The 13,821-nt window shown below is 67.1% G+C and carries 13 protein-coding genes; 3 read left to right on the forward strand and 10 right to left on the reverse strand.

Going from position 1 to position 13,821, the window contains the following annotated elements; translation table 11 throughout:
- Positions 1-2: 2 nt before the first annotated feature.
- The 8 genes from AC3WRI_RS18960 to AC3WRI_RS18995 are packed head-to-tail and all read right to left on the reverse strand — an operon-like array spanning position 3 to position 8,140.
- Complete coding sequence (locus tag AC3WRI_RS18960; protein ID WP_010809197.1) at positions 3-1,862, reverse strand: TadA family conjugal transfer-associated ATPase; 1,860 nt, start codon at positions 1,860-1,862, stop codon at positions 3-5.
- Between the two features lie 7 nt (positions 1,863-1,869).
- Positions 1,870-3,411: a type II and III secretion system protein family protein gene (locus tag AC3WRI_RS18965; protein ID WP_231881392.1), complete on the reverse strand. Its 1,542-nt coding sequence runs from the start codon at positions 3,409-3,411 to the stop codon at positions 1,870-1,872.
- Between the two features lie 54 nt (positions 3,412-3,465).
- On the reverse strand, positions 3,466-4,497 hold the full coding sequence (gene cpaB, locus AC3WRI_RS18970) for a Flp pilus assembly protein CpaB (RefSeq protein ID WP_011614823.1): 1,032 nt from the start codon (positions 4,495-4,497) through the stop codon (positions 3,466-3,468).
- Positions 4,498-4,539: 42 nt separating this feature from the next.
- Positions 4,540-4,713 (reverse strand): hypothetical protein, encoded by a 174-nt coding sequence (locus AC3WRI_RS18975; protein WP_492293784.1) that lies wholly within the window; start codon positions 4,711-4,713, stop codon positions 4,540-4,542.
- A gap of 4 nt (positions 4,714-4,717) precedes the next feature.
- On the reverse strand, positions 4,718-5,443 hold the full coding sequence (locus tag AC3WRI_RS18980) for a hypothetical protein (RefSeq protein WP_011614822.1): 726 nt from the start codon (positions 5,441-5,443) through the stop codon (positions 4,718-4,720).
- A gap of 1 nt (position 5,444) precedes the next feature.
- Positions 5,445-6,206 carry a hypothetical protein gene (locus tag AC3WRI_RS18985; protein WP_010809202.1) on the reverse strand — a complete coding sequence of 254 codons (762 nt, stop codon included), beginning with the start codon at positions 6,204-6,206 and terminating at the stop codon, positions 5,445-5,447.
- Between the two features lie 58 nt (positions 6,207-6,264).
- Complete coding sequence (locus AC3WRI_RS18990) at positions 6,265-7,794, reverse strand: pilus assembly protein TadG-related protein (RefSeq protein ID WP_011614820.1); 1,530 nt, start codon at positions 7,792-7,794, stop codon at positions 6,265-6,267.
- Between the two features lie 52 nt (positions 7,795-7,846).
- Complete coding sequence (locus AC3WRI_RS18995; protein WP_010809204.1) at positions 7,847-8,140, reverse strand: Flp family type IVb pilin; 294 nt, start codon at positions 8,138-8,140, stop codon at positions 7,847-7,849.
- A gap of 431 nt (positions 8,141-8,571) precedes the next feature.
- On the opposite strand from AC3WRI_RS18995, the gene AC3WRI_RS19000 reads away from it, so the two are divergent.
- Both AC3WRI_RS19000 and AC3WRI_RS19005 read left to right on the forward strand, forming a co-directional pair.
- On the forward strand, positions 8,572-8,868 hold the full coding sequence (locus AC3WRI_RS19000) for an ArsR/SmtB family transcription factor (protein ID WP_010809205.1): 297 nt from the start codon (positions 8,572-8,574) through the stop codon (positions 8,866-8,868).
- 514 nt (positions 8,869-9,382) lie between these two features.
- The gene (locus tag AC3WRI_RS19005; protein WP_011614818.1) at positions 9,383-10,225 is read left to right on the forward strand and encodes a class I SAM-dependent methyltransferase; all 843 of its coding nucleotides are present in this window, start codon (positions 9,383-9,385) and stop codon (positions 10,223-10,225) included.
- On the opposite strand, the gene AC3WRI_RS19010 is transcribed toward AC3WRI_RS19005, so the two are convergent.
- Positions 10,226-10,801, reverse strand: a complete 576-nt coding sequence (locus AC3WRI_RS19010) for a DUF1415 domain-containing protein (protein WP_011614817.1) — start codon at positions 10,799-10,801, stop codon at positions 10,226-10,228.
- A 90-nt stretch (positions 10,802-10,891) separates the two neighbouring features.
- On the opposite strand from AC3WRI_RS19010, the gene AC3WRI_RS19015 reads away from it, so the two are divergent.
- Positions 10,892-12,157 carry a TIGR03862 family flavoprotein gene (locus AC3WRI_RS19015; protein WP_058696950.1) on the forward strand — a complete coding sequence of 422 codons (1,266 nt, stop codon included), beginning with the start codon at positions 10,892-10,894 and terminating at the stop codon, positions 12,155-12,157.
- On the opposite strand, the gene AC3WRI_RS19020 is transcribed toward AC3WRI_RS19015, so the two are convergent.
- Positions 12,154-13,779 carry an NAD(P)/FAD-dependent oxidoreductase gene (locus AC3WRI_RS19020; RefSeq protein WP_010809209.1) on the reverse strand — a complete coding sequence of 542 codons (1,626 nt, stop codon included), beginning with the start codon at positions 13,777-13,779 and terminating at the stop codon, positions 12,154-12,156. The genes AC3WRI_RS19015 and AC3WRI_RS19020 overlap by 4 nt on opposite strands.
- Positions 13,780-13,821 lie beyond the last annotated feature (42 nt).

Consider the following 13,821-nt stretch of genomic DNA (forward strand, 5'->3'; position numbering starts at 1 on the left):
CCTTACTCGTCGCGGGCGGTGAAGATGCCCGTATTGACCTGGATGCCGCGCCGGATCAGGTCCTGGTAGAAATCCGGGATATACGAGGTCGCGACATAGCGCCCCTTGACCTTGCCGTCGGCACCGTAGCCTTCCTCGCGGAACATGAACACGTCCTGCAGCTGCACCACGCCCGTTTCCATGCCGCTGACCTCGGTGATATGCGTCACGCGCCGCGAACCGCAGGAGAAGCGCGTCTGCTGCACGATCACGTCGACCGCCGAGCAGACCTGTTCGCGAATGGCCTGCACCGGCAGGTCCAGCCCCGCCATCAGCGTCATCACCTCAAGACGCGACAGGCAGTCCCGCGGCGAGTTGGCGTGGGCCGTGGTCAGCGAGCCGTCATGGCCGGTATTCATGGCCTGCAGCATGTCCAGCGCTTCCCCGCCCCGGCATTCGCCGACGACGATGCGGTCCGGGCGCATGCGCAGGCAGTTCTTGACCAGGTCGCGGATCGTCACCGCGCCCTTGCCTTCCATATTGGGCGGCCGCGCCTCCAGCGACACCAGGTTGGGCTGCGACAGCTGCAGCTCGGCCGCATCCTCGACCGTGACGATGCGTTCGTCATCCGGGATGAAGCTGGACAGCACGTTCAGCAGCGTGGTCTTGCCTGAGCCCGTGCCGCCGGAGATCACGATATTGGCGCGCCGCTCCACGGCGGTGCGCAGGAACTCCAGCATCTCGGGCGACAGCGAGCCGAAGCCGACCAGGTCTTCGCCCCTGAGCTTCTTGCGCGAGAACTTCCGGATGGTGATGTTCGGCCCCTTGAGGGCGAGCGGCGGGATCACCGCGTTCACGCGCGAGCCATCGGGCAGGCGCGCATCGACCATCGGCGAGCTTTCATCGATGCGCCGTCCCAGCGGCGCGACGATGCGCTCGATGGCGCCCAACACGGCGCGGTCGTCGGTAAAGATCACCGGCGAACGCGTCAGCCTGCCGGCGCGCTCGACAAAGATCTCGTCATGGCAGTTGACCATGATTTCCGAGACCGCGTCATCGTCCAGCAGCTCTTCGAGCGGACCCAGCCCGATCACTTCGTCAAAGACGCTCTGCTTGAGCGCGTCCAGCGGGATCTCCTGGCTGCGGAACACGCTCTCCTTGAGGATGTCGTCGAGCAGCGAGCCGACCAGTTCGCATAGCTCGTCCTCGGCCATGCGCGCGACGTTGACGCGGCGCAGGTCGAGCGCAGCGATCAGGCGCTGGTGCGCCTGCTTGCGCAGTTCCACGCCGCGCGGCGAGTTGATGGGTGCGCGCAAGGCCTCGTCGAGCGGCGCCACCGGCGCAGGTTTGGCGGCCACCGGCGCTGGCTTCGGCGCAGGTGCCGGCGGCCTGGGTGCGGGCACCGCTTCGCGCGGCACCGGCACGCTTGCCTGGGGCGATGGCGACAGGGTCACCGCCTCCCGCGGCGGCGACGGAGGCGGCACAGGCATGGGCACCGGCACCACCGGTTGAGGCGCCGCGGCATCCTGTGGTGGTTGGGCGTGGTGCTGCTGCGGCGATGGCTGCGCCGCCACGCCCGCTCCCGCTCGCCCCGGCTCGGCCACGACGGACAGCACGAAGCCGCCGATCTCGATCTGGTCGGCCGCCGCCAGCGGGCCATAGCGCGTGACCGGGTCGCCATTGATCAGCGTCGAGGCAATGCCGCCCTGATCCTCGATATACCAGCCGCCGTTGTGTCCTTCGATGCGGGCGTGGACCTTGCCGATCAGCAGGCCCTTGAGGACGATGTCGCAGCCGGGATCCTTGCCGATGGTACAGCCCGGCCCCTTCACATGGATCACCTCGGCGCTGCCATTGCGCTGCTGCAGGCGGATATTGAGCATGGCCGGATCAGCCTCCGTTCATCGGATCGACGCCGGGCGGGGGCAGCGGCGGCCGCTTCTGCTCCATCACTTCCTGCTCACGCACGGCATTCGCAGCGGGCAGCGGGCTTGGCTCGCCGAAGCGGTGGCGGTAGTTGGCATCGACATCCGCGCCACGCTGCAGCAGCGCGGCGTTCTCCGGGCTGGCCGGGTCATAGACGACCGGGGTGACAAAGATCACCAGGTCGCTCTTGTTGTTGCGGAATTCGTCGGAACGGAACAATCGCCCGAGGATAGGGATGCTGCCCAGCAGCGGCACCTTGTCGACGGCCTTGGATGCGTCGGCATTGACCAGCCCCGAGATCGCCAGCGTTTCGCCCGCGCGGATCGAGGTCTCGGAGGTGGTGCGGCGCGTCAGGAAGGCCGGGAAGCCGCCGAACGATACCGACGGGTCGATCTGGCTGATCTCGGTTTCCAGCGTGGTCGAGATGACATTGTCGACGTTCACCGCCGGGCGGATGTTGAGCTTGATGCCGTACGGCTTGTAGTCGACGTCGGTGGTGCCGAACGCGCCGGCCTTGGGAATCGGCACTTCGCCGCCGGCCAGGAAGGTGGCCAGCCCGCCGCTCTTGCTGTTGAGCTCCGGCGCGGCGAGCACGTAGGCATCGCCATCGGAAATGGCCAGGTTGATGCGCGAGAAGATGGTCGTGGCAATGCCGAGATAGAAGCCGCTGGCGGCGCCGGCCACCTGGCTCGGGGTATCGGTGAAGGTGGCCGCATCGGTGGACGGCAGCGTGCGATAGCGCCCGGTGTGCACCGGATTGCCCGCGAACGCGATCTGCGGGCCGTTGAAGCTCTGCTGCCAGGCAATGCCAAGCTTCTCCATGCCGCGCCGGGTGATCTCCATGATGTGCACCTTGAAGTGCACGGTCTTCTTCAGCGCATCGCCCTCGTCGGCGCGCACCAGGTTGACCACGCTGTCCAGGCCCGAGGTGGCGGTCTTGATCAGCGGCACCATCTGCGGATCGACGATGCCCGACAGCACCACGCTGGGACCGACCACCTCGATCTTCAGGCCGCGCACGCTGCCCAGCGACGCCCGCAGGCGCTGGGCCACGTCGGCGGTATCGGCCGGCGCCACGCGCAGCTTGCCCTGCAGCGCCACGCCGCGCTCGTTCCAGACGATCAGGCTGGTGGTGCCGATCTCCTCTGCCAGCAGCAGCAGGCGGCCGTCGACCACGGTGCTGCTGACCAGCGCGCCATTGCCGATGGCCACGCGCCTGATGGTGCCCGGCACCTCGAGCGCGCGCACCTCGCCCTTGAACAGCTCGATCGCACCAAAGCGCGCCGGCAGCTCGTACGACGGCGGCTGCGCGCCTGTGCGGGCCGCGGTGGTCACGGGCTCGGCGGCCCAGGCTCCCGAGGCCAACGCTGCTGCCGCCAGTGCTGCCATACCCCCGCGCACCGCATGGCGCGCCCCCTTACCCGTTTTCCCGTCCGGTGCTCCGTGTACCGTGACCGCCTGCAGGCGCCCGGCGATGCCGCCGCGCTGCGCGAAAGACCCATCCATTGCGTGTTCCGTCAGTTGGTGTTCTGGATAATCCGATGTCGTGCACCGCCGCGCTCAACGCGAGGCCGGCCGGCCCGCCATGGCGTTGGCGGCGTTGGCAACGGCGCCCTGCTGGGCCTGGGCGATGCCGCCCGCGGAACCGCCCATGGACCCGCCATTGGCCAGCGCCGAAGAAATGGCGTTGCCGATGTCCTGCGCGGTAGGCAGCTTGGAGATCATGTTGGCGCCCGCGGAACGGCCACCGACGATGTATTCGATGGCCGCTTCGTCGCCACCGGCGAAGAGCGCGTGCTCGCTGACCGCGATCTGCGGGGTCGCGGTCTTGTCGGCCGCATTGCGCAGCACCGCGCGCAGGCTGCCGACCTTCTGCGCCAGCGCCAGCCGCGCCGCCTGTTCGGGCGACACCATCAGCGTGAGGCTGTCGTAATCCGGGTTGGTGTCCACGCCCTCCGCGCCTTCCGCGGCCTGCGCCGCCATGGCTTCGCCATAGTCGCGCGGGCGCACGTCCTGGCCGGTGGCCAGCACCAGCATGTCCGACATCAGCAGCCGCGCGGTCTGCTTGTCGGTGCCTGCCGCAGTGGGCGAGGTGGAGCTGATCAGGAACAGGTCGACATGGTTGCCAGGCTTGAGCATCTTGGCCGTCGAGTTGACCATGTCGACCTCGATGGTGAAGGCGCGCTTGCCGGGCTTGAGCAGGTCGGAGAAATCGCGCGACTGCAGCGCTTCAACGTCGGCACGCCGCACCGGCTGGCCCTGCCGCACCTGGCGCACCAGGCGCAGGTTCGCCACCTTGTCGAAGCTGCTCGCCAGGATCATGTCTTCGTAGACCAGGTCGGCCGGAATCTCCCGTGCCGCGAAGCCATTGCCGTCGATCACCGTGCCCGGCGCGGCGTTGCGCACCGGCACCATGACAGCCACGCGGCGGCCCTCGTTCAGCTGCGCGGCCAGCTGCTCTTTCAGTGCCGCTTCGCGCCCGCTCAGGAAGTGGTAGATCCACAGTGTCAGCAGGCCGGCGACCAGCACGGCGATGACGAGGACGACCCAGGGATTCCCGATGATTGAATGAATCTTGATTTTCTTCAGCATGAATGTGCTTGCAGTAGCCAGACGCCGCCCGCTGGCGGTGCGTCAGGGAAGTGACAGGGAAAAGCTGTATGCCTGAAAGAAGGACCTGAACGCCGCGGCCAGCATGCTGATGATCGAGTTGTCGCCGCCGGCGACCAGCACGGCAACGACCAGCAGCGTGATGACGATGTATTCGAACGCGGCCTGCCCGCGCTGGCGCCTGCTACGGATTGCCATCGCGCTACTCCGGCCGCGCCACGGTGATCACCGCGTCGGTCTGGCCGGCGCGGTCGACAAAGGTGGCATCCATGCGTTCCTGCTGCCGCTGCATGGCCAGCGTGAGGCCCTCGATGCGGCCCGAACCGTCGGCCACGGGCGCGGGCATCTGCACCACCGAACTCCAGCCCTGCGCCGCCAGCCGCTCGGCGGCGCGCTGCCGCGCCGCCTGCGCGTTGCCGGGCAGCCGGACCACCAGGGTGCGCCCGCGCTGGCCGCGGTCCGTGCTCTGGACATCCGACAGGACCTTGGCGCCGGGCGGCAGGCCCAGGTCGCCCAGCCCGGTGCCGGACGCCACCGGCGCCAGCTTGCTGACCGAGAAGATGCCCGCCACATGCCCGCCCGGCGCGGGCCTGGGCTCCAGCGACAGCACATAGTGGCAAAGCCCGTCGATCGCGCTCAGCACGTACTGGCCGCCGGCCCGCTGCCCGCGCGCCGGCACGCCTTCGCGCGTCCAGTACTGGCGCCACGCGTCCGAGACCGCTTCGGCGGTGCCGGCGAACTCCATCGTCAGCACCCGCGTGGGCAGGCCGTTGACCACCATGTCGGTGCCGACCGCATGCGCCCTGGCAGGCGCAACCGGCTGCCGCGTGCAGTCCGTCGCGGTCGCTGCCGCCGCGGACCAGGCGAGCGCGGCCGGCAGCAGCGCGGCCAGGCAGCGCATCAGCACGCCATGCATGCAGGCTTTCATCTCAGCGGCTCCCCAGGCGGTCGGCGGGGACCACGTCGGGCTGGATGCGGCCCAGGTCCAGTTTCAGGATTTCCGGCCCGAAGGCGGCCAGCCCGACGGTCAGCGCGGTGTCGATCACGCCGCCCTTGCTGGTGGGCACCGCTTCCTTGATCACGGCGAGCGTGCCGTTGCGCCCCTCGGGCGTCCAGGCGTTGGTCAGCAGCACGGTGTGGTCCTGCATGCCGAAGCCGGTCCAGCCCGGCCACAGCGCGCGCAGGGCCGCGTTGTCGCCGGCGACGGACAACCCCACCTCGGCCCGGTAGAGGTTGCGCGTGGCCAGGTCGAAGCCGGCACTGACCGCGTTGGCCGCACCCATGGCAGCCGTGATCGGCTTGAGCGTGGCTGCCGGGGTTTCGTCGACGCCGCTGCCCAGGGTCACGTCGGCATAGTTGCGCAGCATGTCGACGCCGGCATGGTCCTTCCACATCGGCGCCATGCCGCCGGGCAGGCGGCGCGCGGTGCGGTCGCTCGACGCCAGCGCGGCCTGGTCGTGCCCCAGCACGCGCTGCACGAATTCGCTGCGGATCTCTTCGTCGCCCTTGCTGGCGAAGCTGCCGTGCGACGCGCGCCAGCCCGGGTCGACGGTCCAGACCGTGCGCTCCCAGCCGGCATAGCGCGAGGCCATCAGCGCCTTGTTGCGCACGTCGCTGAACTTGCCCAGCATCGCCATGCCGAGAAACAGCACGCCGAGCACCGTCATCGCGGCGATCACGAATTCGATCATTGCCTGTCCGGCTGCCCGGTTCGGCCTGGCTGGCCTGCGCATGCGCATGTCCGCTCCCTCAGTTGCCCTGTGCCGCGATCGCGGCAACGCGTTCGAGATCGCTGGTCTGCGTCAGCGATGCCTGCCAGTACGGATTGAAGAGGCTCGGGTATTCGATGCGCGAATCGGCGCGCCGCCACCCCGCCGCGCTGCGCAGCGCACCCGCCATGCCGCCGCTGTCGGTCGGGCGGATAAAGTACGCGCTGCCGCTGGCCAGCGCGCGCATCATGCCGCCGGCCATGCGCCCGTCCAGCGTCAGGCGATCTCCGCCCGGCAGCACGCGCGAACTGGTGACGACTGAAGTGTCCTGGCGCTGCGCCTCGATCGTGATCGAGGGCGCGCGGTTGAAATCGTCCACGGGCCCGGTGCCAGGCTTGGGCTGGTTGCTCAGGTCGGCGTACTCCTGCAGCCCCGCGGGCTTGTTGTGCAGGGTCTTGCCCGGGCCCGACGAGTACTGCATCTGCGCGGCGATCAGCGTCAGCGGGTTCAGCAGCGAACCGCCGAAGTTGCTGTAGCCGCCATAGCCGGAGCGGCCCGAATAGCGCCCGCCCGGGCCATTGGCCGCGCCGCCGCGCCCGACACTGGACACCGTGGGAATCGCAAACCCGACCGGGCCGGCCGGCGTGGCCCAGACACAGGCAAGCGTGCCGTTGGCCTGCGAGGCATCGAGTGCTTCCCAGCCCTTCTTGTCGCGGCGCAGATGCGTGCCGCCATCATGCGTGACGACGGTCACCATGATGGCCACCACCGCGCCCTTGCAGCCCTTGTAGGCAGTGGGGACCGCCGTCGGCGAGCGCGGCGAGCCGCGGTCCTTCAAAAAGCCGTCGAGCGTGGTGCCGTCGGTGGTGACGTCGGCAAAGCGGTCCTTGCCGGTGGCCGAACCCTGCTTGGGATTCTGCGGATCAGTCACGGTGGTGAACTTGGTCCAGCGGGCCAGCTGAACGCCATAGCGCGGGCCAAAGAAGTAGCCGGAACTGACCGTCGAATCCGGCTGGTTGCGCTTGGCGACTTCGTCGGTCACCAGCGGTACCGCGGCGATGGTGCCCGCGTGGTAGGCGCGCTGCGCCATGCTGAGCGCGGCGATGATGTCATCAAGCCCGGTCACCAGCGGCGGCAGCAGCGTGTTCAGGGCGGATCGCACCGGCGTGATCGCGGCCTTGCCCAGTTGCTTGGGCGTGGTCCACAGCAACTGCCCGTCGGAGAAGATCTTGACCAGCGTGTCGATCCAGGTGTTTTCCGTGTAGGTGCCCTTCAGCTCGTCGATCCACGACTTAAGGCTCACGGCCTGGGCCACGGCCACCTGGTTGGCCACCATCGCGCGGTTCGCGTAGGCGGCAAAGTTGTAGTCGCGCGCCTGCAGCACCGCGGCGCTATAGGCCGCTGCGTCCGCCGTGTTCTGCAGCTTGGTCTTGGCGCTGGTCAGCTGGCTCGCGTTGAAGGCGAGATACAGGGCCAGCCCGCCGATGGCGAGGAACACCAGCGCGAAGGCGAGTGCCTGACCGCGCTGGCCGGGACGGCTGCGTCGATGCGCAAGACCTGTTTTGCCCATGTTCCGGGATCGCGAGTGCTGGAGCGCAGCGAGCAACTGGCGGCGATGCCGCTTAGTTGTTCTTGCCCGTGTCGTTGCCGACGTTGTAGTTGTTCAGCCCCTTGCCCTGGTTGGCCTTGGAGCTGGCATCGTCCGCGGCGCTGCCGGCTTGCTTGATGGCCTGCTTGGATGCCGAGTTCTTGCCGGCCATTTCCTGGGCGAGGCCCGCGGTCTGGTTGCGGATGGTCTGGCCGAACATGGCATAGACGCCGATCGCGGACACGGCGATCAGTGCCACGATGATGATGTATTCGGTCATGCCCTGACCTTGCTGACGCGCCTTGCGGCGCAGATTTGCGAATGTCATAACGACTCCTTCCATGGGAATGCACAGAAACGGTTGCGCCATATGAAAGGCGCCTTATATGGAAGCCATATGTAAAGGAAAACACTGATGCGAACGGTTATCCGGCAGCAGCGGCGTGCATGCTATCAAAAGGTTCCTTAGGGCCGAAGAGGAATAATTTCAATATTTTTAATAGCGTTGAAATAACCCTACCAGGGACTCCCCCGAATGTAACAAAAAGTAATCCTGCACAATGGGCGGAGGTTATACGAACTATTCTCGGAACCGGCACATTGCCAGCAATGGGGTGCTGTTGAGCGTTGATTTACGGATGACAAGCCGCGCCACGGGCGGCAGGCCGCATGCGGCCTGCCTGCTGGACTTCAAGGCGAACCGGGGCAGTCATACCGCCCCTGCCAGCTGCCCGCGGCATAAAATAAAGAAGCAAAAAAATGGCAGAACTGGATATAAAGAATGCAGTGGAAATACTGGGGGCGTTAGCACAGGAAAATCGACTCAGGATATTTTTACTGCTCGCCGATTCCGGACCGGAAGGAATACCGGCAGGTATTATCTCCGCATCTTCCGATTTAACTCCCTCTTCCGTAACATTCCATTTGAAGGAATTGGTCAGGACGGGGTTGGTTAAAAGCCGCCAGCAAGGGCGGTTCATGATTTACTCCGCCACCACCGACGGCATTTCCTCAGTCCTCGCATTTCTTGGCGGGAAATGCGCTTCCCTGCAGTAGAGGGCACTGTTCCGGCGGCGCGCCGCGCCGCCGGACGTCCCGCCGCGCGGGCCTGCGCCGCCAGCCCGGCACCTCATCCCGACAATCCCGTCTGCCAAATTTGCGTATTTCGAATTCATGACACAAATCGTGTCAATTATGTTGTTTCAGGATCATTGCCGATTTCGGAATTCAGCCTTGATCCAGATGCGACACGCCGCCGCTGGTGGCCAAGGCAGGCGGTTTCTGACCATTTGCCGCGCTTTCGCCGGAGCCGAGCGGCAGACGCCCGGAGAAACGCAGGCATCCCGTGACGGTAACAATGCAGCATTTTTAATACTTTTACCATTTATCCGACAGCAGCTCGCAAGCTCGATCGAGCCCGCCGAGAGTCCGTGCCGGCGATGCGAAAGCGCCAACCACACCGCGCCCCGCACCGGTGAGGCCAGCGTCACTCGGGGACCAAGCGGGACTTTTCGGTAAACTGTCGGCATTCCGGGACGCGCCGCGTCCCGCAGCCTGCGCAGTCCCCCTCATGTCAAATACCCACGAAATCCGCCCCGGCCAGTCCATCGAACTGCTCAAGGAACTCCATATCCTGACGCGCGACGGCAAGATGAATCAGGACAGCCGGCGCAAGCTCAAGCAGGTCTACCACCTGTTCCAGTTCATCGAACCGCTGCTGCAGGAGGTCAAGGCCGAGCGCGGCCGCGTCACGCTGGTGGACCACGGCGCCGGCAAGTCGTACCTGGGCTTTATCCTCTACGACCTGTTCTTCAAGGCGCTGCAGGACGACTCACACATCTTCGGCATCGAAACCCGTGAAGAACTGGTGAAGACCTCGCAGGCGCTGGCTGCGCGGCTGGGCTTTGCTGGGATGTCGTTCCTGAACCTGTCGGTGGCGGATTCGATCACCTCGCCGCAGCTGCCGCCCACCGTCGACGTCGTCACCGCGCTGCATGCGTGCAATACCGCGACCGACGACGCGATCCGCTTTGCGCTGGCCAAGCAGGCCCGCCATATCGTGCTGGTGCCGTGCTGCCAGGCCGAGGTGGCCAGCGTGCTGCGCAAGCACAAGGGCAAGCTGCTGGCGGGTAATCCGCTGACGGAAATCTGGCGCCACCCGCTGCACACGCGCGAGTTCGGCAGCCAGGTGACCAATGTGCTGCGCTGCCTGCAGCTGGAGGCGCATGGCTACCAGGTCAGCGTGACCGAGCTGGTGGGCTGGGAACACTCGATGAAGAACGAGCTGATCATCGCGCAGTACAAGGACCTGCCGCGCCGCCGCCCGGCCGAGCGGCTGGAAGAGGTGCTGGAAAGACTGGGGCTGGAAGAGATGCGCGAGCGCTTCTTCACCGCGCCGGTGTCGGCTGCGTAATCAGCCTTTGCCGGGCTCGTCCTCGCCCGCCATCCAGCGCTGCCAGCCCTCGTGGCCCAGGCGGCGCATGGTGGCCTGGTTGCGCTCGTAGATATCCGCCGCATCCGGGAACGCCGCCGCCGCGCGGGCGATGGAGTCCTCGCGCAGCAGGTGCAGGATCGGATACGGGGCGCGGTTGGTGTAGTTCTCGATATCGTCCGGCTCGGTCCCGGCAAACTGGTACTGCGGATGGAAGCTGGCGATCTGCAGCGTGCCTTCCAGCCCGAGGCTGCCGAGCAGGCGCTCGGCAAAATACAGCAGGTCGTTGAAGTCGAGAAAATCGGCCACGGCATCCGGCAGGATCAGCAGCGTGGTGTCGATCTGGTCGGGGTCGGCGTCTGCCAGCAGGCGCAGTTCGCGCTCCAGGTCGTCCATCACGTCCGGCGCTTCGGTGACGGTGCTGACCGCGTAGCGCACCTGCTCCTTCACATACACGCTCTTGGCGAACGGGCACAGGTTGAGCCCGATCACGGCGCGCTCCAGCCAGTGGCGGGTGGCGGCGATGACGGTGTCTGCGGAGTGAGTGGCGGAGGTCATGATGGCGATGCGCGGCAAAGCGTCATTCTAGCGCTGCCGCAGGCTCTATAATCCGCGGCGGAAACACCCCGCCCCCTGCCGAGCCTCCTGATGCCCTCTTCCGCCACTTCCTCCCCTTCCCAAGCCAGCGTCGACGTTGCCGTCATCGGCGGCGGTCCGGCCGGCCTGATGGCGGCCGAAGTGCTGGCGGCGCAAGGTGCCAGCGTGGCCGTCTACGACGCGATGCCGTCGGTCGGGCGCAAGTTTTTGATGGCCGGCAAGGGCGGCATGAACCTGACCCACGCGGAGCCGGAGCCGGCCTTCCTCGGCCGCTATGGCGCCCGCACCGCACAGATCGCGCCGATGCTGGCGGGCTTCGGCCCGCAGGCCCTGCGCGACTGGGTGCACGGGCTTGGCATCGAGACCTTCGTCGGCAGTTCCGGCCGCGTCTTTCCGACCGACATGAAGGCCGCGCCGATGCTGCGCGCGTGGCTGCACCGCCTGCGCGAGTCCGGCGTGCAGTTCCATATGCGTCACCGCTGGCTGGGCTGGGACGAGGGCGCGCAGCATGCGCTGCGCTTTGCCACGCCGCACGGTGAAACGGTCGTGCAGGCACGCGCGGTGGTGCTGGCGCTGGGCGGTGCCAGCTGGGCAAGGCTGGGATCGGATGGTGCGTGGGTGCCGCGGCTGGCCGAGCGCGGCGTCGAGATTGCGCCGCTGCGGCCTGCCAACTGCGGCTTCGATGTGGCGTGGAGCGAAGCGTTTGCGGCGCGCTTTGCCGGCGAGCCGGTCAAGCCAGTAGCCATCGCCCTGACCGACCGCGACGGGCAAGCGCACTACCGGCAGGGCGAGTTCGTCATCAGCGCGACCGGCATCGAAGGCAGCCTGGTCTACGCGCTGTCCGCGCCGATCCGCGACCGCATCGAGGCCGATGGCGGCGCCACCATCCACCTGGACCTGCTGCCGGCGCATAGCGCCGAACATGTCAGCGCGCAGGTAACGCATCCGCGCGGCGCGCGCTCGCTGTCGAGCCACCTGCAAAGCCGGCTCGGCCTCACCGGCGTCAAGGCCGGACTGCTGCGCGAATGCCTGTCGAAGGAAGCGATGCACGATGCCGGCACGCTGGCCGCATCGATCAAGGCGCTGCCGCTGCGGCTGCTGCGCCCGCGGCCCATCGACGAAGTGATCAGCAGCGCCGGTGGCGTGCGCTTCGAGGCGATGGATGAAGGGTTGATGCTGCGCGCGCTGCCGGGCGTGTTCTGCGCCGGCGAGATGCTGGACTGGGAGGCACCCACCGGCGGCTACCTGCTGACGGCGTGCTTTGCCAGCGGGCGCACCGCAGCGCTCGGCGCCGCGGCTTACCTGCAGCAGGCTTAGGCGGCCTTGCCGCCGACGATGCTGAGCGCCACCGCCTCGGCCACTTCGATGCCGTCGATCGCCGCGGAGTAGATGCCGCCGGCATAACCCGCGCCTTCGCCCGCCGGGTACAGGCCCTTCACATTGATGCTCTGGTAGTCATCGTTGTTGCGGCGGATGCGCAGCGGCGACGAGGTGCGCGTCTCCACCCCGGTCAGCACGGCATCATGCAGGGCAAAGCCAGGCAGCTTCTTGTCGATCTCGGGAATGCCCTCGCGGATCGCCGCGATCACGTAGTCAGGCAGCGACGTGCTCAGGTCGGTCGGCGTCACGCCGGGCTTGTACGAGGGCTCGACCGAACCCAGCGACGTCGACGGCCGTCCCGCGATGAAATCGCCCACCAGCTGGCCCGGCGCGCAGTAGTTGCTGCCGCCCAGCTCGAACGCGCGCTCTTCCCACTTGCGCTGGAATTCGATGCCGGCGAGCGGGCCGCCGGGATAGTCCTCGGGCGTGATGCCGACCACGATGCCGGCATTGGCGTTGCGCTCGGCGCGCTTGTACTGGCTCATGCCGTTGGTCACCACTCGGCCCGGCTCTGACGCAGCCGCCACCACCGTGCCGCCCGGGCACATGCAGAAGCTGTACACCGACCGCCCGTTGCTGCAGTGATGCACGACCTTGTAATCGGCCGCGCCCAGCAGCTTGTTGCCGGCGAACTTGCCGAAGCGGCTGCGGTTGATCAGCCCCTGCGGATGCTCGATGCGGAAACCCAGCGAGAACGGCTTGGCCTCCATGAACACGCCGCGCCTGTGCAGCATCTCGAAGGTGTCGCGCGCGCTGTGGCCGACCGCCATGATGACGTGGTCGGCTTCCAGGTATTCGCCGCTGGACAGCTTCAGGCCGCGCACCTGGCCGTTGTCGATGTCGATATCGTCGACGCGCGTCTCGAAGCGGATCTCGCCGCCCAGTTCGATGATCTCGGCGCGCATCTTCTCGACCATGCTGACCAGCCGGAAGGTACCGATGTGCGGGCGCGCCTTGTACAGGATGTCCTCCGGCGCGCCGGCGCGCACGAACTCGTTGAGCACCTTGCGGCCATAGTGCTTGGGGTCCTTGATCTGGCTGTACAGCTTGCCGTCCGAGAACGTGCCCGCGCCGCCTTCCCCGAACTGCACGTTCGATTCCGGATTGAGCACGCTTTTGCGCCACAGGCCGAAGGTGTCCCTGGTGCGCTCGCGCACTTCCTTGCCGCGCTCCAGGATGATCGGGCGGAAGCCCGACTGCGCCAGGATCAGGCCGGCCAGCAGGCCGCACGGGCCCATGCCGATCACCACCGGGCGCGGATGCGAGCTGCCCGCCTGCGCGCGCGCGACGAAGTGGTACGCCATGTCGGGCGTCACGCTCCAGTTCGGCTTGCCGGCCATGCGTTTGATTGCCGCGGCCTCGTCGCCGACCTCGATATCGATGATGTAGGTGAGCTTGATATCCGAGCGCTTGCGCGCATCGTGGGCACGGCGGAACACGGTATAGCCGATCAGGGCGTCTCCCTTGACGCCGATCTGCGCGGCGCTGGTGCGCACGGCGGCGTCCAGGTCGCTTTCGGTATGGTCGAGCGGGAGTTTGACTTCACTTAGACGTAGCATGGGGAACCCGAGAACTGCGGCCGGGGGGTTGGGCACACCAAT

Source organism: Cupriavidus sp. FW305-27 (assembly GCF_058787995.1).